Genomic DNA, 23,541 nt, shown 5'->3' with positions numbered 1-23,541 from the left:
GTCTCCCCTCCTTACTCGATGGTGATGAACCGGCAGATGTCGTCCCGCATGGCGATGGCGGCATTGCGGGCGGCCTCCTGGTAGTCCTGGCCGTTCTTGCCGGTCTTCTGCCAGGCGCAGATGATGCCCCGGGAGGAGTTGACAATGGCACCCCGTCCCTTGTCCTGGAAGGCATACTGCACGTCCTCGGCGGTACCGCCCTGGGCACCGTAGCCGGGTACCAGCAGGAAGGTATGGGGCATACGGGCACGGATCTGCTTGAGCTCGTCGGGGTGGGTAGCACCGGCCACACCGCCGGCCATGGTGTGGCCGTACTTACCTTCGGTGCCGGCGCCCCACTTCTCGATCAGATCGGCCATCAGGCCGTACACGGTGTCGCCGTCGCCGGCATTGACGTTCTGCAGCTCGCCGGAGCCGGGATTGGAGGTCTTGACCAGAGAGAAGGTGCACTTATTGGTCTGCTTGCACACCTTCAGGAAGGGGTTGACACTGTCGCCCCCCATGTAGCCGTTGAGGGTAACGCAGTCGGCATCAAACACGCTCAGGTCCTGCTCCCCCACCTTGGTGGTACCCAGCCAGGCGTCGGCATAGGCCTCGGCAGTGGAGCCGATATCGCCCCGCTTGATGTCGGCAATGACGAAGAAGCCCTTCTCCTTGGCGTAACGGATGGTGCGCTCCAGAGCCTCCATGCCGCGCCAGCCCAGGCGCTCGTAGTAGGCGGACTGGGGCTTCACGGCGGGCACGATGTCGCACAGGGCATCCATCAGACCGCAGTTGAAGCGGTACAGGGCCTCGGCGGCGCCCTCCAGAGTCTCGCCGTATTGCTCATAGCAGGCCTTGCGGATATGTTCGGGCACATACTCCGGCTTGGGATCCAGACCAGCCACGGTGGGGTTCTTACAAGCAATGATCTTCTCCTGCAGCGCATCAAAGGACATAATTCTCAAACTCCTCTTTTTCTGTTTTTATGGGATCAGGTTTTATCCTGATAGACTACCTTACCGCCCACAATGGTATACTTTACTTTTCCCTTCAGCTTCTTTCCCGCGAAGGGGGTGTTGCGGCCCTTGGAGGCAAACTGTTCGGGGTCCACCGTCCACTCTTCCTCCGGGTCGAAGATGACCATGTCGCCATCCGCACCGATAGACAGCCGGCCCTTGGTGGGCAGACGAAGGATGCAGGCGGGATTGATGGTCATTTTCCGCAAAATATCGGACAAGGGCAGTTCCTTGGTGTGGTAGAGATAGGTCAGGGTCACGCCCAGGGCGGTCTCCAGACCCACCATGCCGCTGGGGGCTTCGGTCAGAGGCCGGGCCTTTTCCTCGGCGGAGTGGGGGGCGTGGTCGGTGGCAATGGCATCAATCGTGCCGTCCTTCAGGCCCTCGATGATGGCCTCCACATCCGCCTTGGTGCGCAGGGGCGGATTCACCCGGGCCATAGTGCCCTGGGTCAGGATCTCATCCTCGGTGAGGCTGAAGTACTGGGGGCAGGTCTCGCAGGTAATCTGCACCCCTTTGCGCTTATACCGCCGGACCAAAGCCACCGACTTGGCAGTAGAGATGTGGCAGATATGCACCGCCGCCCCGGTCTCCTCCGCCAGCATGGCGTCCCGGGCTACCATCAGTTCTTCGGCAATGGCGGGCCGGCCGTCAATGCGCAGCTGGCGGGAGATACGTCCCTCGTTCACGGCATAGTTTTTCACCATGTCCGCGTCCTCACAGTGGGACAGAATGGTTAGGTTCTGCCGGTGGGCGGTGATGAGGCCGTCCCGCATGAGATTGGCGTTCTGCACCGGCACACCGTCATCGGAGAGGGCCACCGCCCCCGCCGCCTTCAGGGCCTCAAAATCAGTGAGCTCCTGCCCTTTCTGTCCCTTGGACACCGCACCGATGGGCCAGACATGGATGCCGCAGGCCTGGGCCGCCTTCTGCTTCACCAGGTCGATAACCTCCGGAGAATCAGTAGTCGGCCTGGTATTGGGCATACAGGCGATGGAGGTAAACCCTCCGCGGGCAGCGGCTGCCGCGCCGGTCTCAATGGTCTCCTTATACTCAAAGCCGGGCTCCCGCAGATGCACATGCATATCCACCAGACCCGCGCATACTGTCAGGCCTCTGGCATCGATGACTTCTGCGTCTGACTCCCTGATATCGCTGCCGATGACGGCCACCTTGCCGTCCTCCAGTAAAATATCCATGATGCCGCCGATGCCCCCTACCGGGTCCACCAGACGTCCCTGGCGTATCAGCAGTTTCACGCAATCGCTCCTTTCTCACACAAAAAAAGGGTCCAGGCACCTTCCCCCGACCCTCCGTACAAAATCCCGTACTTCCGTTTTTTCATTATACCTTGAATCGCATATTTTAGCAACGGATTTTTCTTCATTTCGGGCAATAATAGAGACGGACACCAATGCAGAAGGGAGCATCATTTCATGACAAAGCACGCGTTTCTGGAAGGAATGGGAATGGGCATCATTGCAGGAGCCGCCATTGGCATGGCGGTGGCCGCCAAGGGCATGCAGAACCCCGACATGCGCCGGATGGCCAAAAAGGCAGCCCGCCGGATGGACCACATGAAGGACGATCTGGCAGATACCCTGGGCTTCTAAGACAAGAAAAGAGGGCTGCGGGCGTTGCCCGCAACCCTCTTTTTACATCTTACATCAAACGCAGGATCTCCCGCTTCAGCCGGGCGATGATCCGCTTCTCCAGCCGGGAAATATAGGATTGAGAGATGCCCAGACTATCCGCCACCTCCTTCTGGGTCCGCTCCGGACGTCCATCCAGGCCGAAACGCATGGTGATGATCTGCCGCTCCCGGCCGTCCAGCTTCTCCAGAGCGTCCAGCAACAGCTTGCGGTCTACGTCATCCTCGATAGGCTTCATCACCAGGTCATTTTCGGTGCCCAGAATATCAGACAAAAGCAGCTCGTTGCCGTCCCAATCGGTATTCAGCGGTTCGTCAAAGGAGACCTCGCTTTTCAGGTTGGCCGTCTTGCGCAGATGCATCAGGATCTCATTTTCGATGCATCGGGAGGCATAGGTGGCCAGCTTGATATTTTTGGCGGGCTGGAAAGTGTTGATGGCCTTAATGAGGCCGATGGTGCCAATAGAAATCAGGTCCTCGATACCCACGCCGGTGTTCTCGAACCGGCGGGCGATATAGACCACCAGGCGCAGGTTGCGCTCAATGAGCTTGGAGCGCACCTCTTCTTCTCCCCGTTCCAGGCAGGCGATCAGCTCTGCCTCTTCCTCCCGGGACAGAGGGGGCGGCAGCGTGTCACTCCCCCCGATATACATGACCTTGCCCGGCAGCCGCAATCCCAGCCGGGCAAGGAGCTTTTGCAGGCCCACATAACAGCGCACCATCCAGCTCATCCGATCCTTCCCCTTTCTTCCGCCTCGTTATGTACCGATCAGCGCACAGTAACCGCCCCCATCTGTCAGACGGGTGGGAGACAGGGCCAGCAGCAGCCGCCCGCAATCTTCCGTACCTACCTTCGCCCCATCCAGACGCAGAGCCAGCAGCATGCCGCACTCCACCCCTACCGCCTGATAGGGCAACAGCCGGCATCGGCCATGCCAGCCCTCGCCGTCCAGGCGTTCCAGCAGCGCCACCGGGTCCCGCAACTCCTCCGGTCTGGGCGCCCGGCCGGGTGGAAAGAGTGGAACGACCTTCTCCCCTTCCGCCACCATCACCGGCCGCCCGGTGGCGGGATCGGTGAGAGTATTGCCTGTATCCACCAGAGCCATCAGGGCCACCTGACGGCCGTCCAGCCGCAGCACTGCCGGAACCAATTCTTGTGGGCTGCTGTGGCGGGCAGAGCGATGAAAAATCAGGGTGATGAACACATAGCAGCCCGCCGCGGACAGCAGGATAAGCCGCAGGTCCATAGCGGAGGACAGCACACCGTTTTCCAGTGCCAGTCCTCGGCTGCCCAGGGTATTCAGAGCAAAAATACCGCCGCCAAAGGCGGCGGATACGGCAAAGAACACCAGACTCACCCGCAGCAGACGGCGGCTGTCCCCATAGCCGGTCAGCACCATTCCAACCGCCGCCCCCAACTTGCACAGGGGGTGAAGGAGAAAGGCGCAGCCGGGCAGGAAGATCGCTGCGGCATAGGACGCGCCCAGCAGCGCCCCCAGGGCCAGCCGGCCCCGACGGAGCACCTCTCCTGCCAGTCGGCCAGCGGCCAGGAGGAGCAGGTAGTCCACCACGAAGTTCAGCAGAAACAGTTCATCCAGATAGACCGTCCGCATCCCATCTTCCCCCTCCCCCAAGGCAGTTCGCTCAGCAGACATTATTATACGAAGCCCCGTCCACAAAAAAGGTCAGAACGGGTAGGGGGTAAAAAAAGTTGTGCCCGGGCACAACTTTTTTATTCTCTTATACTTCCGGTACCAGCTGGGAAAGTGCCTGGCACAAGGCCTCCATCTCTTCGTCGGTGCCCACAGTGATCCGCAGATAGTCCCGGATACGGGGCTTGTCCCACCAGCGCACCAGGATGCCCCGCTCCCGCAAGCCGTCCAGCAGGGTTTTGGCAGGCACCTCCGGATGGGAGATGAACAGGAAATTGGCAGCGGAATCGCTCACCTCAAAGCCCATTCGCTTCAGGCGGTCGGCCGCCCAGTCCCGGGTGCTGGAGATCTTCATAGTGATGGCCCGCAGGTACGCACCATCCCGCAGGGCTCCCTCCGCACCCGCCAGAGCCAGCCGGTCCAGGGTGTAGGAGTTGAAGGAATTCTTCACACTGTTGAGAGCGGCAATCAGGTTCGCGTTGCCCAGAGCAAAGCCCACCCGCAGCCCTGCCAGGGCCCGGGACTTAGACATGGTCTGCACCACTACCAGATTGGGATAACTGTCAATAAGAGGCACGGCGGACTGAGCGCCGAAATCCACATAGGCCTCGTCCACCACCACTACCGCGTCCGGATTGCCCTCCAGCAGAGCACGAATATGGCACAGGGAGAGCGCCCGGCCGGTAGGCGCATTGGGATTGGCGATCACCACGCCGCCGTTGTTCCCCATAAACTCCTCTACCGGCAGGCCAAAGCACTCGTCCAGCGGCACCTCCCGGTAGTTCAGGCCGTACAGATCAGCAAAGACGGGATAAAAGCTGTATGTAATATCAGGAAACAGGATGGTCCGGTCCGGATCAAAAAAGGCCTGGAAGCACAGGGCCAGCACTTCGTCGGAACCATTGCCTACAAAGACCTGATCGGGCTTCAGATCAAAGGTGGCGGCCAGTGCCTCCCGCAGGGAGGTACACTCCGGGTCGGGGTAGAGCCGCAGGCTCTCACAGGCGGCCTCCCGAATAGCGGCCAGTGCTGTCTGCGAAGGGGGATAAGGATTTTCATTGGTATTGAGCTTGATAAACTTCCGCTCCCGGGGCTGTTCACCGGGAACGTAAGGGGTCAGGGCTTTGGCACGCTTGCTCCAGAATTCCTTCATACTGATTCGTCCTCCCCGCTTCGGATCACCTTTTTGATGCTTTTTTCCGCCTTGCTTCGGGGCAGCATCAGCTCATGGCTGCACCCCTGGCAGCGCAGGCGGAAGTCCATCCCCACCCGCAGCACCAGCCAGCGGCGGCTCCCGCAGGGATGCTCTTTTTTCAGTTCCAGCACATCGCCTACCCGGATATCCATGGCTTCCGCTCCTCCTCTGGCGCTTTATCGCTATAAAGTATATTATAATTTCCCCGCTTCTCCCTGTCAATTCAAGGATGCCCGGTGCATATACTGCCCTATCGAGAAAAAAACGTCCGGAACACAGAAAGGATTGGTCATATTGACGAGCTGTTTCCCGCCGGAAGGGCGGCTGCTGCACACACCAGAAAATCAGGCGGTCTGCGCATCGCCCGATGCCCTGCGTCGAGCCATGGAGGAAGGCACCATTTTGGAGGGCATTGCACTCTCCTGCGACGCTTGCCATAACCTGACCGTAGAGCTTGGCCCATATATCGGCCAGATTCCACGGGAGGAAGCCGCCCTGGGCATCGCCCAAGGGGAGACCCGGGACATCGCTATCCTCTCTCGGGTAGGCAAGCCGGTATGCTTTACCGTGGAAGGGCTGGAGGCACGCGATGGGAATTTGGTTCCCCTGCTCTCCCGCCGCCGGGCCCAGCAGATGGCTCTGGACTACATGCTGGAACAGTGGCGGCCCGGTCAGATCATTCCCGCCGCCGTCACCCATTTAGAGCCCTTCGGAGCCTTTGTAGACATCGGATGCGGCGTTGTCTCCCTTATCGGTATTGAAAATATCTCCGTGGCCCGTATCCCCCACCCACAGGCACGCTTCTCCGTGGGGGATGATATCTTGGCAGTGGTCCAGGACCTGGACCCAGTCCGCAGACGGATCTATCTGACCCATAAGGAGCTGCTGGGCACCTGGCAGGAGAACGCCGCTAAGTTTCACACCGGCATGACAGTGCCCGGCATCGTCCGGGGCATCAAGGAGTACGGGGCCTTTGTGGAACTCACCCCCAACCTGTCCGGCCTGGCAGAGCACAGTCCCCTGCTTCAGGAGGGAGGGCGGGTCTCGGTGTACATCAAGGCCATCCTGCCGGAGCGAATGAAGATCAAGCTGTTGGCCATCGACGCTCTGCCCCCGATGCTCCGTCCGGAGCCTCTCAAATACTTCCTCACCCAGGGCCGCATCGAAAAATGGAAATACGCCCCATCCGGCTGCTGCAAAGTGGGGATGGAGTCCATCTTTTCGGATTGAAAAAAAGGCCGCTGTCCATTCTCCGGCGTTCCATAGGGACAATTTATGAACCTACCCATATAACTCAATATTTGTTCCTGTGGAGGGAGGCTGTGTTTCGGCACAGCCTCCCTTTTCTGCTCATGCAACCTCGTTTTGGATTGCTTCTGCCACGGAATTCGCCATACTCTGAGGCAGTTCATCCACCAGACCAATGTCGCGGTAATAGATACGCACCTCCTGAGGTGCTGTGCGGGAGTATTTCTCCGCACGCTCACCGACCTCCACCCGCTTGATGAAGATGCGCAAGATCTCAGCGGTCAGTTCCGGGATCTGGCTGTACCGTTTGGCGTTCTCAATGAACCGGGTAATATTGGAGCTGGAGTCTTTCAGTTCCTGAAGCCTTACTTCCATGGCAGGGAGCTGTTCTTGAATCTCTTTCTGCTCGGCAGTGTACTCTTGAGAGAGGATGCGATACTGCTCGTCCGGGATGCGGCCAAGGACGCTGTCCTCGTAGAGCCGTTTGAAGAGTTTTGTCAGCTCGTCCTGGCGCTTTTGCATGGTGTCGATTTTCTTTTGAAGCACCGTGATCTCTTGCTGCGCCTCCTTGCCCTGTTTCTTGCGGATATGCTCCGCAAACCGTAGCTCGTTCTGACGAGCGAAGTGCGTGACACGCCGGATGTCATCCAGCAGGATGGCACTGAGTTCTTGTTCTCTGATGTAATGCCCAGAGCAAACATCTTTGCCTTTCTTCTTGTAGGTAGAGCACATGAAGTTGTTTTTCACCGCATCCATGGTGTGTGCTCGGTGCAGTACCATGGTGCCCCCGCAGTCCAGACAGTAGACCAGCCCGGAGAAGATATTCTGCTCCTCCATCTTTGCCGGACGCCTCTTATGCTTGCGGATATCCTGTACGATCTCCCAGGTCTGTTGCGTAACGAGTGCTTCGTGCGTATTCTCAAAGCGGAGTTGCTCAGACTCGGGACGCTCAATGCGCTTCTTGTTCTTGAAGGACAGGGTGGTGGATTTCAGGTTGATGGTGTGACCCAGGTAAGTCTCATCCTCCAGAATGCCAGCGATGGTGTTGGTGGACCAGTTGTATGGCTGAGTGATGTCCACTCCGGTCAGTTCCACCCCATGCTTCTGGTAGTAGGAATATCCAGGCGTGGGAATTTTGTCTTTCTTGAGCTGCTTTGCAATCTGGGCAGGACCCTTTCCAGAAACGCAGAGGTCAAAGATGTACCGCACTACCGGAGCAGTCTCAGGATCAGGCACCATGTGCCGTTTGGGATCTGCCGGGTCCTTTATATACCCATAGCGGGGGCGGGAGGACACTCTGGCACCAGTCTCAGCCTTGAGACGAACCACAGAGCGTCCCTTCTTGCTGCAGTCTTTGGCATAGAACTCGTTCATCAGATTCCGGAAGGGCGTGAAGTCATTGGTGGACTCGTACAGGCTGTCCACGCCATCGTTGACGGCGATAAAGCGCACACCGTAGCTTGGGAAGATGAGTTCCGTGTACTGACCCACCTGAAGGTATTCACGGCCCAGTCGGGACATGTCCTTGACGATCAGTGTTTCCACCTGACCGTTTTCCATCAACTCCATGACCTGCTGCCAGCCTGGGCGGTTGAAGTTCGTTCCAGAGTAACCGTCATCATACAGAAAGAGGGTGTTGGTGAATCCTTTCTCAGCTGCATACTTCTCCAGCAGAAGTTTTTGATTCTGGATACTGTTAGAGTCATCCGTCTTATTTGTTTTCTGCGTATCCTCCTGACTCAGCCGGCCATAGAGGATGGTATATTTTTCGTTGCTTGCCATTGCTACTCCTTTCCGGGCAAGCCGATACGGTAACAACAAACATACCGTATCTCCTGCCCAATGTCTATCCTCAAATCGAACCTTTTTCTAAATCACTGTCGATGATTTGGAGCATCTGCTCCGTAGGTGTTTTTGCTTTCTCGGCAGTTGAAAAGATGGAGCGGACAAAGAATTTTCGTCCGCCCACGATCATCTCCCGGCGGAGCTCCGTACCATGTTCCGTTTCGTGATAGGATGTATCCCGGTAGATTGGTGTGATCATGTTTTCGTTCCGGAGACCAATTGCTCGCTCCGGAATATAACCACCCAGAATACCTGTCTCCATATACACTTCGAATTCACTTTTCATAGTGTTCCTTTCTCCCAAAACCAATTCGGGCAACAAAAAAGCAGACCGTCACATGGTCTGCTGCCAAGTCTGTTCTTCTTTGTGATCGTCCTCGGCGTGGCCTTGGGCGATTTTCTTTTGTCGTTCTTTCCGGAGGGCCTTGCTGTCTGCGTGGTAGTGCGTAGTGGTGGCGTCCTTCACGGGAGCAGGCCCCTGGCCGCGCTCCAGAGCGTGTCCAAGCTGGACCACACCACCCACAGCACCAGCCCAGTCAGCGCCAGGGCCGCCAGTCCCAACAGCAGACTGGTCCATGGAATGTACGGCAGACTCAGTCTGGGCAGCCTGATGCTGGGCAGAGAAAAACGCTTCTCTTTCTGTTTCCCAGCCTGTTCGCTCATTTGCTCCAGATGCTTCACCGCTTTCAGCAGCTCGTCCATCTGCGTCCGGGTCGGGAGCTGCGCCAGCAGTTCGCTGACTTTCTTGAGATAGCCAGTCTGTCTCTCGGTGTGGTACCCCAGTGTGTAGAGGTCGCTCTGCAGATCCTCCCACTCTGCTTTCGTAGGATGCACTTCGGGAGGCAGTGTCAACTCCTGCACCGGAAGCTGCGGCGTGGTCTGTACCATCTGCGCGGGACGGTTCTTTTCCAACAGCTCGTCCATAGATAATTTCTTCTCTGATCCTGAATTCATATTCCATATTCTCCTTCAAATATTTGTCCCCGAACAACAGGCGGTCACGGCACTGCCAGCCGCTGGGTGTGGTGTAGGTGATATTCCGCCGGGAGGTTTCCCAGCGTACCTTGTAGCCCTCGCTCTCCATCAGCGCAATAAACTCCTCACGGTTAGAGGCGTGGAGCATACAGTCGTTGATGATATTCATGAGCTGCAGTTTTTTGCTCTGGCCACGGGTGGCCGTGTGATACTCGCCGATGGACATCGTCTTGGTCTTCTCTTTCCTGTTCGTGGGGTTGAACACAGGGAGAGAAAACTCCACACAGACCTGATCGTTGCGCTGTCGCAATTCCTGAAGCTGCTCCTTTGCCACGTGCAGTTTCTTTCCCGTGTCGAAGTTGACGGAGTTGATGAGGAAGTGGGAATGAATGTGTTCCCGGTCTGTGTGGGTGCAGACCAGGACTTCATAGCCCTCATAGTACTCAGCCAGCTTCAGTGCCGCCGCATGAGCGGTGACCGGATCAACCGCTTCGCCTTTTGGGAAACTCTGCACCATGTGGTAGAACAGCACACCGTCGGTTTTGTGATGCAGCCGCTTGGTGGTCATGAAGTCCGCGTAGACAGATTCCGGCTGGCAGTTGATGCCTGTGACCAACTGTTGCCCGTCACACTCGGTTTTCTTGTTCTGCATGGTGTACCGCATTACGGCTCCCATGCATCCGGTGGTCTGTCCTCGCTTGTAGTTAGTGAAGCTGATGATCGCCATTTTTCACCACCGCCTTCGTTCCAGAATCAGCCGGACAGCAACGCAGAGTTCAGAGAATGCCTGGCGTACACCGTCCAGGTTGATCGCCGTGACGCGTCCCATGTGCGCCAGGGTGACGAGTTGATTCAGATTTCTGCCGATTGACTTCAGCTCCTTGAGCACTTCTTTCAGTCCATCGATGACCACAACCTGCTTTCCCAGACAGCAGGCCGTCACATAATCGCTCATGGACATCCCGGAGCGTTTCGCCAATTCCTTGATGGCCTCACGGTCTTCGGATGCCATCCTGGTGCTGAATTTGATATCTTTTTTCATGTCGTTTCCTCTAAATCACAGATAAAGTGGGTCCGGGCTTCTGCCCGGAAATTATGCGGAAGGCGGGCGGCGGCTGTGCCGTTGACCAGACAAACGCGATGCTGGCCACCTCCAAGGAGGTGATTCTCCCGCACCGAACACCCGCGCTCCTCCTTGGGCCACAAGCGGCCCAACACGGCGTTTCTTTTGCCTTGCGGGAGTTTACTTGCCGCACCCGGAAACCGCCCGCAAATCGCCGCACAGCGCCTCGACAGGGTCGATAGGGACGATTTCTTCGGCACCCTCCAAATCGACACTATCGGCACGATTCAGCTCGATTACACGCTTGCCGTTGCTTCGGCGGACCACTGCAGCAATTCCGTTCTTCCTTAGGGCCTCAACGCTTTGCAGGATCAGCCTTGAAATCTTTTTAGGCGTTACCCCTTCAGCCTTATCAGGGTCGATCTTTTCGGAGAGCTCCGTGGGAGTGCCGATAAATATTGTTCTGGTACTCATAAATGCAGAGAGGAGAACGACGATCCGATCCTCACGCAGCACGGGTTCTTCTCTGCTATCCGAAACCAACTCCCACACATTTTCCTCGCTGCGTCGAAGCTCCAGCTCCCGGTATTCGATGTCCCGGCCCACGCAGGTCAGTCTGGCTCTGCCGCTGCCCCGCTTTTCTTCCACCAGTGTGAAACTGGAATCCACCGCACCACTGATAGCAGTGGTCCCGGAGATCCGGTGGAACACATCTTCCGCCTTTTCTTTCCGCAGATGGTGGATGAGCAGGATGGCAATGCCGTGCTTGTCCGCCAGCCGCTTGAGCACAGACAGATCCCGGTAGTCATTGGCGTAGGTGGCGTCGTGGATCGGACGGACCATCTGCAGGGTGTCGATAATGACCAGCACGGTGTCCAGGTGTGCGGCGACAAATGCGTCCACCTGCTCCTCCAACCCTTGGCCGATGAGCGCACACTCTGTGCAGAAGTGGACGCTGTCTGGTGCATCCTCAGTGATTTCAAAGAGTCGATTCTGGATGCGGAGGACGGAATCCTCCAGACAGAGATAGAGGGTGGTGCCCTGCTTGGTGCTCATGTTCCACACCGGTTCTCCCTTGGCCACCGTCACCGCCAGCCACAGAGCCAACCAGGACTTACCCACCTTTGGTGAGCCCGCCAGGATGTGCAGACCCTGAGAGATCAGGGTGTCCACCACAAAATTGGGCGGCTCCAGTGGGCGATCCATCAGGGTTCTGCCGTCCACTGTGATCAGGGGATGGTTCATTTTGTTGTTCATGTTTGGTACCTCCGTTTCAAAAATTTGAATACAAAAAGCTCCCACCTCAATAGAAGTGGGAGTAGTATTCATTTTGATTTTGAAATGGTTTATGGTAGAATGGAGCAAACGGAGGTGAGCCAATGGCGACCTATCAGATCTACGAACTCTCTGCCCGGGCAGTGATGAGCTATGCCGCGGAGAAAGACGGCGTTTACATCTTTGCTCTGAACCGCAGTGCCACCGAGCACTGCAAGGTACCGGGTGCCAAGCACGAGCAGGACAGCTGCGCCATGTTCCATCAGCTGATGTACCAACTCCACGGGGAGGGCTGGCGGGAGCGTGGCGATGAGAAAGTCACATTGCTTTCCGATGTGCTGTTCTATATGGACTTCGCCGGGATCTTTGACCGGCGTGGAACCGGAAGGACGCAGCAGGCCCGCCGGGAGAAGGCCAGAGACATGTTCCGTCCCGAGGGGATCACTCTGGACTTCGGCAGCGGCCCACACCGCTATGTGGCTTTTGAACGCTCCGCCAGCATGAGCCGCCAGTCCCGGCTCTCCTTCATCCGGGCGGATCTGTATGAACCCATGCGCCAGCGGATCATGCTGAACATGGAACTGGATCGCTGCCAGCTCAGTAAACTCTACGCCTACAACGGTCTCATGTTCTCCAGCGGAACCCGGGTGGACGGCATCCACATTGACAAAAAACACCGGGTCATCGTCATAGACAATCCAACCAAGAGAGTGGAGCGAGCCTCCGTCATCACCCTGCGGGAAGGCAGAGAGCCGGGAACCTTCTATCGGGCGGATACACTGGAAGATCTGGACATCACCTGCTTTGACGGCGTGGGCCTCATCTCCAAAGAGTATGCAGAGGTAGTAGACAAGGCTTGCTGCGGCATCCACACCCACACCTCCTTCCAGATCCGTATGCCCTACATCAAGGGGATGCTCCATCAGGTGGATTTCAAAGACTTTTTGAAGAGAAGCGGTACCCAGAGCATCTTGGACATCTGGGGCAAGGCACACCCCGTCCGCAGTGTGGACATCATTCTCACCCGCAGTCAGTTCAAGGCATACGGATGGCTGCGGGAGAACGGTATGACCTGGGAGGACTATTGGGACGCCTTCCGGGACTACAACCACGCCCTGTACATCACCAACCTGAGTAAGACGGAGCCGGAGGAGCTGGTAGAGCTCAACTACCAGTCCCTCTCCACCCTCTCCATTCAGCCGGAGGAGTTCCGCCCCGCTGACCTGCCGGAAGGCTGGGACCACAGTCCGGAGGATGATCCTCGTCAGTGGCTGACCAAGGCCACCGAGACGGCCTACTATAACTTTCGTGCCAATGAAGCATATCAGCAGGAATACTTTCGCCGGGGCCTGAGCCAGCCCAGGGGAAGCCGGGCGAACATCATGGCCCGGGTGTTGGAGAAAAACCCGAAGTTTATTCGGGAACCTATTTATGCGGAACAGCTGGATGGGCAGGCCCGGAAGATTCTCCGAGGTTACGCCGTTGGGCGACTTCTGGTGCCAGGGGACAACCGTTTCCTCTCAGGTGACCTGCTGGAACTGCTGCGGCAGCTGATCGCGCCCCGTGTGTTCCAATTGCCCGGTGAGCGGGACTTCTGCAATCAGGTGATGGGAGATTTCTTTGCGGAGGACAGCTTCTTTGCACCCGGTGCGGCCTATGACCATGAGGACAGCTGCACCCTTCTCCGCAATCCCCACATCGCCCGGAACGAGGAATTGCAGCTGTCGGTGTATCCAGAGGGAGACGAACTGCGCCAACACTACCTGGGCCACCTCACCGATGTGGTCATGGTGTCCGCTGACAGTTTGGCAGCAGAGCGGCTGGGCGGCGCTGACTACGACGGCGACCTCATCAAGACCATTGCCGATCCCATCCTGAACCGCTGTGTGAAGCGGAACTATGATTACGATGTCCATCAGCAGCTCTCCAACAACGCCAACCTGCCCCTGCTGAAAATTCCGTCCTTGTCCGCACCCAAGTCCGACGCCAACGACTGGCAGGCTCGTTTTCAGACGGTAGAGAACACCTTTGCCGCCCGTATCGGGCAGATCTGCAACGCCGCCCTGGACCGCAGCGTCATCGCCTACAACGACCACGCCGACCCGGAGGAGCGCAAGCGGTGCAGCCGGGACTTGGAGGCCCTGGCCATTTACAGCGGGCTGGAGATCGACGCGGCCAAGACCGGTGTACGGCCCAATCTGGATGAATTTCTGGGTGGACGGAAGGTAAAGCGCACTCCCTTCCTGCAGTACAAATATCTGTTGGAGCGTGCGGAGGAGCGCCGCCGCGCCTGGTATGAGCCCACCCACCGGGAGCGGTTGGAGACCTTCTTTGCCGGGATTGACTGGGACACCGTGGACTCCCCGGTGGAGCGGCTGCCCTGGCTGGCACGCCAGCTGGAGCGCAATACGCCCAAGATTCAGGAGAAACCAGCGAAGGATAGCGAACTATTCACCTTCGCCCAGGAGCGAAACTGGAAGAGGCAGCTGGATGAGAAAACACTTTCTTCTGTTTCTGCCTTGCTGTGGGACTACGAGCACTGCCTCTCCCGCATCCGGGCCTGCCGCGCTCCTGCCAAGGGGCAGCAGCGAAAAACGGACATTGATCGCATCCTCTACGCCAGAGGACAAGAGGAGCTCTTCGACAGCGACGAGTTGTACGCCTTCTTTCAGCAGCTTTCCCCGGAGCGCATCGCCGCTCTGCGAAAGGCCATCGTGGACCAGCAGTGGCACCTGATGACAGAAGCACAGAGAGAAACATTTCTGCAAGGGCATCTGCCGGAGGCGGCGGACTACTATGATCTTCTGACCGACTTCCGCCACGGCGGGTTCCGTCTGCTGGGAGATTTGGTCTGTGATATGGACGATCTGGCGACAGCCCGGGAACGGAAGCAGCTCCGCCGCCCGGCGGACTCCCCGGCCTTCCAGAAGATGATGGAGGCCTATCTGTCTGCCCCCTTCAGCGGCAACGAGCGGGCCGTAGTGTCCAAGGTCTGCCGCAAGCTGCTGGACAAGATTGTCCGGCCCAGCCTGGCGGCGCCCTATGTGGTGGCCCTGGGTAAGCGGAACCTGCTGTGGGACCTGCTGCAGGACCACATTGAGGAACATGTTCTGGAGGTGGACCATGCTGAATGAGTGGAAGGAGTTTCAGGACTACATCGGTGTGGTAAACTACACCGCCAGGAACAAGCAGGACACCACCTATTTGGGCCGCTTTACCTTTGAGACTATTTTAGATTTCGAGGGGCTCAACCGGGTATTGACCATCCTGGCGAGAGGGTTTCTGTTTCATAACGAGAATGGCAGCTCCGCCGAAGCACCCCGGGAACGCATAGACTATGCCAAGCGGGGCCTGTGCGCCTGGTGCAGTGTGCCAAGCAACAAAAACGCCACGCCCCGGGAGGCGTGGCAGTTCGGTAGTGATTTTGGGGACCTTCATTCTGAATTCCCCAGCCTTGTGGATGAAAACGGTAGCGGATGGTTCCATAGGCATGTGCATCGGGTGGCGGCCTTTGTGCGGGAAAATCCGGAGCGGGTATCCAGCAGCGCCCAGAAGAAGTGTGTTGCCATTGAGAAAGGCTTTGACCAGGCCTGGCGGGACAAGGTGATCCAGATGCAGATCCCCCTGTTCGCCCCCACCACCAAGGGGCAGTGGGGCCTGCGGTTTGACAGTTTTCTGGCCCAGGCGCTGGAACTTGGGCCGCTTGGCAGCGAAGATCCGGAACTTTCGCCTGCGCTGGTGGAGCGACTTCGCAGCCTCACGCCCAAGGGCGTTCCCGTGGAGATGGTGGAGACGCTGGTGGCCTACTACTTTGCCAACAAGACGGAGGACTCCGACTGGGTGGTGCTGCCGGTGGCCAACTTTGACGCATATTTCGGCACCACCAGCTTTGGGCGGAAGTATCTCAGGCAGATCCCAGAGACCATTTTAGAGCGATCTGAAACAGGCTTTGGGCTTTGCCGGTACCGGTTGGAGGCAGAATTGGATGACAAGCAAGAAGAAAAGTTACTTTAGAAGTGGTTTTAACATTCCTTTTTGAAAGGGAAATTTTTGAACTATGCCAGTGCTGGTAAACTTTGTAAGGAGGCACAGAATCTAATGCTTCATCTAAAAAAGTCTTCCGTAATTTTGGCCCTCCCAGAAATGGCGCATATCACGACATAATTGTTAGTAAATGCTCATCAAAAGAGGATAATTACTTTTCACACCTTGTAAATCATGCTATACTTAACATAAGGGGTGAGATAACAATGTCTCAAACAACAAAATGGGCAATGGCTATGGCGTTGAAATGTATTATGACACAAAAGCCTCTGTCTAAAATCACGATTGCTGATATTACGGAAGCCTGCGGCATCAACCGCATGACATTCTATTATCATTTCCAAGATATCTTTGATCTCATTGATTGGATATGCCAAGAAGAAGGTGCTAAGGCCATACAAGGACGAAAAAATTATAAAACTTGGCAGGAAGGTTTTCTCGCTTTATGCTGCGCAACAAGGGAGAATAGGGCATTTGTGGAAGGTGTGTATCACTCCATCCAGCGAGAAAAAATTGAGAATTATCTTTGCCGAGTTGTTTATGATTTGCTGTTTGATGTTGTATGTGAACTATCCAAGGACTACTCCATTTCTCTCGAAAACAAACAGTATATCGCCGATTTTTACAAACATGGATTTGTGGGTATCATGTTGGAGTGGGTCAAGTATGGAATGAAAGAAGATCCGAAAATATTTGTCAGTCGGGTGAGTCAGATGATACATGGCCAACTTCTTTTAGCTATTAAAAATATGGCAGAGACACCAATTTTATCAAAAGAGCTGGAATGATAAAACTTTTTACAAAGCCTCTCGGATGATGTAATTTTCATCATCCGAGAGGCTTTGTTTATTGTTTGGACATTGGAGAAAAGATACAATGAAGGCAAAGAAATGACGAAGGAGGTCATTTGAATGTATTATTCCAGTGGAAACTATGAAGCTTTTGTTCGGCCACTCAAACCGGAGGGTGTGGAACGAAAATCTGCCTATATTGTTGGAACCGGTCTGGCAGCTTTGACTGCTGCCTGCTACTTGGTGAGAGATGGGCAGATGCCGGGAAAACGCATCCATATCTTTGAGAAGGATCCTATCCCCGGCGGGGCCTGCGACGGCTGGGAGTACCCGGGCTTGGGGTATGTGATGCGGGGCGGCCGTGAGATGGACAACCACTTCGAGGTGATGTGGGACCTGTTTCGATCCATTCCCTCCATTGAGAACCCGGAACTGAGCGTGCTGGACGAGTACTACTATCTCAACAAACGGGACCCCAACTACTCCCTCATGCGGGCCACCCAGAACCGTGGGGAGGACGGTCACACCGACGGGAAGTTCGGCCTGTCCGACGCCGGGGCCATGGAGATCATGAAGCTGTTCTTCACCCCCGACGAGGAGCTCTACGACAAGCCCATCACAGACTACTTTAGTGACGAGGTGCTGAACTCCAACTTCTGGCTCTACTGGCGCACCATGTTCGCTTTCGAAAATTGGCACAGTGCCCTGGAGATGAAGCTCTACCTCCGTCGCTTCATCCATCACATTGGCGGTTTACCCGACTTCAAGGCTCTCCGCTTTACCCGTTACAATCAGTACGAATCCATGATCCTGCCCATGGTGACCTATCTGGAGAAGGCAGGCGTACAGTTCCACTACAATACCAAGGTTATTGATGTGGAGTTTGACATTCGCGCCGGTCAAAAGCTTGCTCGTCGCCTCACCTTGCAGTTTGAAACCGGAGAGGAACAGATCGATCTTATTGAGCAGGATCTGGTCTTTATCACACCGGGTGGCTGCGTGGAGAACTCTGCTCTGGGTTCTCAGAACACTCCCGCTCCTTACAAGCCGGAGCTGAAAGAGGGTGGCGGCTGGGATATGTGGCGGCGCATCGCGGCCCAGGATCCTTCCTTCGGTCATCCCGAGAAGTTCTGCGGCGATCCGGAGAAGAGCAACTGGATGAGCGCCACCGTCACCACCTTGGATGACAAAATTCCGCCCTATATTCAAAAAATCTGTCAGCGGGATCCTTTCAGCGGCAAGGTGGTCACCGGCGGCATCGTCACCGTGAAGGATTCCAACTGGCTTTTGAGTTGGACCTTCAACCGCCAACCCCAGTTCCGCAGCCAGCCCAAGGGCCAGCTGGTGGGCTGGATCTACGGTCTGTTCAGCGATAAGCCCGGCAACTATGTGAAAAAGCCCATGCGGGAGTGTACCGGCAAGGAGATCTGCATGGAGTGGCTCTACCACTTGGGTGTACCTGAGGGGGAAATTGAGTCTCTGGCCGAGTGCAGCGCCAATACTGTCCCCTGCATGATGCCCTATATCACCGCCTTCTTTATGCCCCGGGCGGCGGGGGACCGACCGGATGTGGTGCCCAGGGAGGCTGTCAATTTTGCCTTCATCGGTCAGTTCGCCGAGACCCCCCGAGATACCATCTTCACTACGGAATACTCCATGCGTACCGGCATGGAGGCGGTATATACCCTGCTGGACATCGACCGGGGAGTGCCAGAGGTCTGGGGCAGTACCTTCGATGTTCGAGACCTGCTCAATGCAACGGTACAGTTGAGGGACGGCCGGAAGATCACAGATATGCATTTGGGCTTAAAAGAGCGGATGGCATTGAAGGAAGTGCTGAAAAAAATCTCTGGTACGGATGTGGAGAAGCTGCTAAAGGAATATCATGTCATCTGACCTTTAATACCTTTTCCACTAAATAGACCGATATCGTATTTTAGCAATTCTTTCAGTTAGAACATTTGTAAACCGTGCAGTGCATAGCCGTGCGGTAAGCAGCACTTAATGGAAAGATCCTATTTGAAAAGGAGAAATAGAAGATGGACGTTTCTATGCAGATAAAAAAAACAGCTCTGCGCACAGCGCTGGGATATATTGAAAAAAATCCCGAGGAAAATGTGCTTAAACTGATGGACTGGGTGGATAAGCTGGCAGGAGATGGACCGAACAGCTTCCCCGCACAGCGCAAAGCGTTTCGAAATGTTTTAAACGATCCGGAATGTAGCATGTACCAGCTCATTATGAGCGTTTTCCGGGACATTGACAATGATGTGTTGAAGGTGGTTTTTGAGAACTTCTTCCTGAATGCCAGTCTAATCGGCTGGCCCAAGCAGGAACACTATCGTAAGGAGTTGAACTGCAATATTCCTTGGGCGATTCTCATGGATCCTACCTCTGCCTGTAATCTTCACTGTACTGGCTGCTGGGCTGCTGAATACGGCAACAAGCTGAACCTGACATACGAGGAACTCAGCGACATTGTCCGCCAAGGCAAAGAGTTTGGAACTTATATGTACATCTTCTCTGGCGGTGAACCTCTGGTTCGGAAAAAGGACATCCTCCAGCTGTGCACCGAACACAGCGACTGCCAGTTCCTGGCTTTTACCAATGCTACTCTGATTGATGATGCGTTTGCGAAGGAAATGCTGCGGGTGAAAAACTTTATTCCCGCCATCAGTGTAGAAGGGTTTGAAGACGCTACCGATTTTCGACGGGGGGCGGGCACCTATCAGGCAATCATGAAGGCTATGGCTATTCTGAAACAATACAAATTGCCCTTTGGTGCATCCTGTTGCTACACCTCGAAAAATGTGGACTCCATCAGTTCCGAGGCTTTTATCGATCATCTGGTGGAGTGTGGGGCCAAGTTTGCCTGGTTCTTCCACTACATGCCGGTGGGGAACGAAGCAGTGACCGACCTGCTGCCCAATCCGGAGCAGCGTAAGCTCATGTACCGGAAAGTGCGGGAGTACCGTTCCACCAAGCCCATCTTCACGATTGATTTTCAGAATGACGGCGAGTATGTAGGCGGCTGCATCGCAGGAGGCCGTAACTATCTCCATATTAACGCCAATGGCGATGTGGAACCCTGTGCGTTTATCCACTACTCTGACTCCAATATCAGAGAAAAAACCTTGCTGGAAGCTTTCCAATCTCCTCTGTTTATGGCCTATCACAACCACCAGCCCTTCAATTGCAACCACCTGCGTCCCTGCCCCATGTTGGAGAATCCTGACATGTTAAAAATGATGGTACATCAGTCCGGAGCCCATTCTACGGATCTTCAATCTCCGGAGAGTGCTGACCATCTGTGTGACAAGTGCCGTAACTATGCTGCTTGTTGGGCCCCGGAAGCGGACCTTTTATGGAACGAAAGAAATAAGAATTGAGCCAATGGGCTGTCTCTGACAGAGCAAGCCGTCGGAATCTCTGTTTGCGGCAGAGATTTCGACGGCTTCTAAATTATGGGGAGATTTTATGATAAGTGTTACACAAATTGCACTTGGGCTTATTGGAATAGTTTGTATCTTGTTTCCAAAGCAAATCACCTCTCTTTTACCATATTTGATGGGCATTATGATGATCCTAATTGGCCTGATTGGTATCCAACCAGTTGGGGAAAAATTCCGGCAGGCTCCTGACATATTTGCTCGTAAATTGGTTCTATTGATCTTGGGACTTTCTTTTCTGGTTCAAGGCAAAACCGCGCTGGTGCCAATAGGAATTATCTGGGCCGTCTTGGGGCTTTGGAAGACGACAGATGCTTTCGTTGACTTCTGGGAAGCATATCAGGCAAAACAGGGGGTCCTATCTGCTCTCGGAGAACTACTTATTCGTCTGATTTTATCTCTCCTTCTGTTATTTGACCCGTATGGAAAATTCACACCACATATTGCTATTTTGGGGGCGACACTGTTGCTAAACGCCATTTTCCCCGAAAGGCGATGAAATCGGATGAGATAGTCGTTATAAACTTTTCGAGGTGCCCTATGAGAAAAAGTCTGTCCCCAAAGAAAAAAATAGTATGTTCCGCAATACTCAGTTTTCTTACATTGTTTACCTTGCTTTGGTTTGTTTTCCGAAACCACTATAAAGAAATATTTCAAAACATTCAAACAGCCAGTATAAGAGGCTTGCTTTGGATCCTTTGCATGGGATTTGTCTATCAACTCTTAGATAGTTTGCTCTGTCTCATATTCGTAAGAAGGACGATTCGTTTTTTTTCTTTCAAACAGGCGGTAGAGGTCACACTATTGGGTGTGTTTGGAAATGTTGTTACCCTTTCTGTGGGATCAATCCCCATGCAAAGCGCTTATTTACATCGTAAGGGAATGGAGCCTGGAGAAGCTGCGGGAATCATGAGTATGGAATATGTGCTCCATAAATCAACCATTTTGCTGTGTAGTAGCGTACTACTTCTGCTTGAGGGGCAGAAGCTTTTTAGGCAACATCGAAATTTGCTCAGATATGTCGTGTTCGGGTATCTGATATGTATTATTATCATTATATTGCTCATTCTGATATGTACTCTGGAAAATTTCTATCGGTTCATCTGCAAAGGAATTTGTCGATTAGAAAGTCTTTCAAAGTGGGCAGATCGTGCGATTCAATGGAAACAACAAGTAGATGCGCTACATATAGGAGCAAAGGATTTGCTTCACACCCCAAATATAATCTTGGTTGGGGTAGGAATCAACGCAATCAAGTTGATGGGGCTCTATTCAATTCCATACCTGTGCATGAGAGCGATTGGCATTGATTATTTTTCTCTTATTCAAATACAGACATTATCTGCTTTGGCACATGTTATTTCCAATGCTCTGCCTAATATTGCTGGAATGGGCTCAGTAGAAGCAGCTTTTCTGCTGTTGTTTTCCTGTTACATGGATGCGGCAGATGTATCTTCTGTACTTGTTCTCTATCGGCTCTCCACATATTTTGTTCCATTTTTGCTTAGTGCGTTTGCAACAGAAAGAATCGGACTGCGCTTGTATACAAAAGAAAGGTCCAATACCTCAATGCACACATCGAATCAGGAGGAGAATCATGGAATATCCTGATTTGACAAAGCAGGATTCGGCAGAATTACAAGAGTATCTCGCTATACATCAGAATGCACAAAGGGATGTTTGATACTTAAATGTTCTGCAATTATTTTATTTTCGTCAACAAGAAAAGAGACTATAGCCGCAAGCCCTCATAATGACTTGCAGCTATAGTCTTTTACCGTATCGATATTACCCCATTAGGGGAGGTTCACTTCGTGTCCCTATGACACGGAGCAGTTGGACAGCGGCCTTTTTTACTTCTTTTATTGGGGATTGAGGGTGTAGTTAGGAGCTTCCTTGGTGATATAGATATCGTGGGGGTGAGACTCCTTCAGACCGGCGGCGGTAATCTGCATGAACTGCGCCTTGGCATGCAGCTCCTCCACATTATGACAGCCGGTGTAGCCCATGCCGGCCCGCAGACCGCCCATAAGCTGATAGATGGTCTCGCCGGTGGGTCCCTTGTAGGGCACACGGCCTTCTACGCCTTCAGGAACCAGCTTCTTGTTGTTTTCCTGGAAATAGCGGTCCTTGGATCCCTTGCTCATAGCACCCAGAGAGCCCATGCCCCGGTAGACCTTGAACTGACGGCCCTGATAGACCTCGGTATCCCCGGGGGACTCCTCACAGCCGGCCAGCAGGGAGCCCAGCATAACCACATTGGCGCCGGCAGCCAGGGCCTTGGCAATATCGCCGGAGTACTTCACGCCGCCGTCGGCGATAATGGGCACACCGTACTCGGCCGCCACACAGGCAGCGTCATACACAGCGGTGATCTGGGGCACGCCGATACCGGCCACCACGCGGGTGGTACAGATGGAGCCGGGGCCGATACCGATCTTTACGCAGTCGGCACCAGCCTCGATGAGGGCACGAGTACCTTCGGCGGTAGCCACGTTGCCGGCAATGAGCTGTACATCGGGGTACAGAGCCTTGATCCGGCGGACGCAGTCCAGAATGTTATGAGAGTGGCCGTGGGCGGAATCCAGGCAGAGCACATCGGCACCGGCCTCCACCAGGGCGGCCACACGGTCCAGCACGTCGGAGGTAACGCCGATGGCGGCGCCTACCAGCAGGCGGCCCTTCTCGTCGCGGGCGGAGTTGGGGTACACGGTGGCCTTCTCAATATCCTTGATGGTGATAAGGCCCTTCAGATGGAACTGCTCGTCCACGATGGGCAGCTTCTCCACCTTGTGGCGGCGGAGGATCTCCTTGGCCTCCTCCAGGGTGACCCCCTCATGGGCGGTGACCAGGTGATCCTTGGTCATCACGTTGTCCACCAGCTGGCTCATGTCAGTCTCAAACTTCATGTCGCGGTTGGTGATGATGCCAATAAGCTTGCCGTCCTTACAGATGGGCACGCCGGAGATGCGGTACTTGGCCATCAACTCGTCCGCCTCAGCCAGGGTGTGGCCGGGAGCCAGCCAGAAGGGATTGGTAATGACGCCGTTCTCACTGCGCTTGACCATATCCACCTGCTCAGCCTGAGCTCCAATGGACATGTTCTTGTGGATGATGCCGATTCCGCCCTCACGGGCGATGGCGATGGCCATGCGGTACTCGGTAACCGTATCCATGGCGGCGCTCATCAGAGGGATGTTCAGTCGGATCTTGCGGGTGAGCTGGGTGTGCAGGTCGATGTCGGCAGGCAGGACGTCGCTCTCCGCGGGAATGAGCAGAACGTCGTCAAAGGTCAGGCCCTGCCGGGTGAACTTCTGGCTTTGCTCGGTGTTGACCATAGTGCATCTCCTTTTCC

General features: G+C 55.0%; 21 protein-coding genes. 9 read left to right on the top strand and 12 right to left on the bottom strand.

The genetic code is table 11. The annotated features are described in order from the left end of the window. Positions 1 to 11 precede the first annotated feature (11 nt). Both pyrF and ACTNB1_RS00980 read right to left on the bottom strand, forming a co-directional pair. On the bottom strand, positions 12 to 938 hold the full coding sequence (gene pyrF, locus ACTNB1_RS00985; protein ID WP_441167421.1) for an orotidine-5'-phosphate decarboxylase: 927 nt from the start codon (positions 936 to 938) through the stop codon (positions 12 to 14). Positions 939 to 973: 35 nt separating this feature from the next. Beyond that, positions 974 to 2,257, bottom strand: coding sequence for a dihydroorotase (locus ACTNB1_RS00980; protein ID WP_441167420.1), 1,284 nt, complete (start codon positions 2,255 to 2,257; stop codon positions 974 to 976). Between the two features lie 177 nt (positions 2,258 to 2,434). Between ACTNB1_RS00980 and ACTNB1_RS00975 the strand changes: the two genes are divergently transcribed. Then, positions 2,435 to 2,611, top strand: a complete 177-nt coding sequence (locus ACTNB1_RS00975) for a hypothetical protein (RefSeq protein WP_441167419.1) — start codon at positions 2,435 to 2,437, stop codon at positions 2,609 to 2,611. Positions 2,612 to 2,660: 49 nt separating this feature from the next. Here the strand turns inward: ACTNB1_RS00975 and sigE are convergent, their stop codons facing one another. The 4 genes from sigE to ACTNB1_RS00955 all read right to left on the bottom strand — a co-directional run bounded on the left by sigE (position 2,661) and on the right by ACTNB1_RS00955 (position 5,648). Beyond that, entirely contained in the window at positions 2,661 to 3,380 is a 720-nt protein-coding gene (sigE, locus tag ACTNB1_RS00970) for an RNA polymerase sporulation sigma factor SigE (RefSeq protein ID WP_441167418.1), read from the bottom strand. A 27-nt stretch (positions 3,381 to 3,407) separates the two neighbouring features. Beyond that, positions 3,408 to 4,262, bottom strand: a complete 855-nt coding sequence (locus tag ACTNB1_RS00965) for a sigma-E processing peptidase SpoIIGA (RefSeq protein WP_441167417.1) — start codon at positions 4,260 to 4,262, stop codon at positions 3,408 to 3,410. A 127-nt stretch (positions 4,263 to 4,389) separates the two neighbouring features. After that, positions 4,390 to 5,454, bottom strand: a complete 1,065-nt coding sequence (gene hisC / locus ACTNB1_RS00960; RefSeq protein ID WP_441167416.1) for a histidinol-phosphate transaminase — start codon at positions 5,452 to 5,454, stop codon at positions 4,390 to 4,392. Then, positions 5,451 to 5,648: a DUF951 domain-containing protein gene (locus ACTNB1_RS00955; protein ID WP_441167415.1), complete on the bottom strand. Its 198-nt coding sequence runs from the start codon at positions 5,646 to 5,648 to the stop codon at positions 5,451 to 5,453. Before ACTNB1_RS00955 ends, hisC begins: the two co-directional genes overlap by 4 nt. Before the next feature lie 142 nt (positions 5,649 to 5,790). Here ACTNB1_RS00955 and ACTNB1_RS00950 point away from each other — a divergent pair, with 142 nt between their 5' ends. Continuing rightward, positions 5,791 to 6,726, top strand: coding sequence for a S1 RNA-binding domain-containing protein (locus ACTNB1_RS00950; RefSeq protein ID WP_441167414.1), 936 nt, complete (start codon positions 5,791 to 5,793; stop codon positions 6,724 to 6,726). A gap of 120 nt (positions 6,727 to 6,846) precedes the next feature. On the opposite strand, the gene ACTNB1_RS00945 is transcribed toward ACTNB1_RS00950, so the two are convergent. From ACTNB1_RS00945 to ACTNB1_RS00925, 5 genes are all read right to left on the bottom strand, one after another. After that, entirely contained in the window at positions 6,847 to 8,526 is a 1,680-nt protein-coding gene (locus ACTNB1_RS00945) for a recombinase family protein (RefSeq protein ID WP_441167413.1), read from the bottom strand. Between the two features lie 70 nt (positions 8,527 to 8,596). Next, positions 8,597 to 8,875, bottom strand: a complete 279-nt coding sequence (locus ACTNB1_RS00940; RefSeq protein ID WP_441167412.1) for a hypothetical protein — start codon at positions 8,873 to 8,875, stop codon at positions 8,597 to 8,599. A gap of 48 nt (positions 8,876 to 8,923) precedes the next feature. Next, entirely contained in the window at positions 8,924 to 10,291 is a 1,368-nt protein-coding gene (locus ACTNB1_RS00935; RefSeq protein WP_441167411.1) for a relaxase/mobilization nuclease domain-containing protein, read from the bottom strand. Between the two features lie 3 nt (positions 10,292 to 10,294). Then, positions 10,295 to 10,606 (bottom strand): plasmid mobilization protein, encoded by a 312-nt coding sequence (locus ACTNB1_RS00930; RefSeq protein WP_441167410.1) that lies wholly within the window; start codon positions 10,604 to 10,606, stop codon positions 10,295 to 10,297. A gap of 201 nt (positions 10,607 to 10,807) precedes the next feature. Continuing rightward, entirely contained in the window at positions 10,808 to 11,884 is a 1,077-nt protein-coding gene (locus tag ACTNB1_RS00925) for an AAA family ATPase (RefSeq protein WP_441167409.1), read from the bottom strand. Positions 11,885 to 12,006: 122 nt separating this feature from the next. Here ACTNB1_RS00925 and ACTNB1_RS00920 point away from each other — a divergent pair, with 122 nt between their 5' ends. From ACTNB1_RS00920 to ACTNB1_RS00890, 7 genes are all read left to right on the top strand, one after another. After that, positions 12,007 to 15,036, top strand: a complete 3,030-nt coding sequence (locus ACTNB1_RS00920; protein ID WP_441167408.1) for an RNA dependent RNA polymerase — start codon at positions 12,007 to 12,009, stop codon at positions 15,034 to 15,036. Then, on the top strand, positions 15,026 to 15,916 hold the full coding sequence (locus tag ACTNB1_RS00915) for a hypothetical protein (protein WP_441167407.1): 891 nt from the start codon (positions 15,026 to 15,028) through the stop codon (positions 15,914 to 15,916). The genes ACTNB1_RS00920 and ACTNB1_RS00915 overlap by 11 nt, the downstream gene beginning before the upstream one ends. 236 nt (positions 15,917 to 16,152) lie before the next feature. After that, positions 16,153 to 16,734, top strand: coding sequence for a TetR/AcrR family transcriptional regulator (locus ACTNB1_RS00910; RefSeq protein WP_195279861.1), 582 nt, complete (start codon positions 16,153 to 16,155; stop codon positions 16,732 to 16,734). A 123-nt stretch (positions 16,735 to 16,857) separates the two neighbouring features. Continuing rightward, on the top strand, positions 16,858 to 18,633 hold the full coding sequence (locus ACTNB1_RS00905; protein WP_195279860.1) for an oleate hydratase: 1,776 nt from the start codon (positions 16,858 to 16,860) through the stop codon (positions 18,631 to 18,633). A 143-nt stretch (positions 18,634 to 18,776) separates the two neighbouring features. Beyond that, positions 18,777 to 20,126, top strand: coding sequence for a radical SAM protein (locus ACTNB1_RS00900; RefSeq protein WP_441167406.1), 1,350 nt, complete (start codon positions 18,777 to 18,779; stop codon positions 20,124 to 20,126). Positions 20,127 to 20,214: 88 nt separating this feature from the next. Beyond that, the gene (locus tag ACTNB1_RS00895) at positions 20,215 to 20,685 is read left to right on the top strand and encodes a hypothetical protein (RefSeq protein ID WP_087233313.1); all 471 of its coding nucleotides are present in this window, start codon (positions 20,215 to 20,217) and stop codon (positions 20,683 to 20,685) included. A gap of 41 nt (positions 20,686 to 20,726) precedes the next feature. Further along, on the top strand, positions 20,727 to 21,797 hold the full coding sequence (locus ACTNB1_RS00890; protein WP_441167405.1) for a lysylphosphatidylglycerol synthase transmembrane domain-containing protein: 1,071 nt from the start codon (positions 20,727 to 20,729) through the stop codon (positions 21,795 to 21,797). Between the two features lie 251 nt (positions 21,798 to 22,048). Here the strand turns inward: ACTNB1_RS00890 and guaB are convergent, their stop codons facing one another. Beyond that, on the bottom strand, positions 22,049 to 23,524 hold the full coding sequence (guaB, locus tag ACTNB1_RS00885) for an IMP dehydrogenase (protein ID WP_441167404.1): 1,476 nt from the start codon (positions 23,522 to 23,524) through the stop codon (positions 22,049 to 22,051). Positions 23,525 to 23,541: the final 17 nt, after the last annotated feature.

The organism is Flavonifractor sp. HCP28S3_F3 (genome assembly GCF_052065355.1).
In the GTDB taxonomy this organism is placed as follows: Bacteria; Bacillota; Clostridia; order Oscillospirales; family Oscillospiraceae; genus Flavonifractor.
This window is presented reverse-complemented; position numbering and strand designations above follow the sequence as displayed.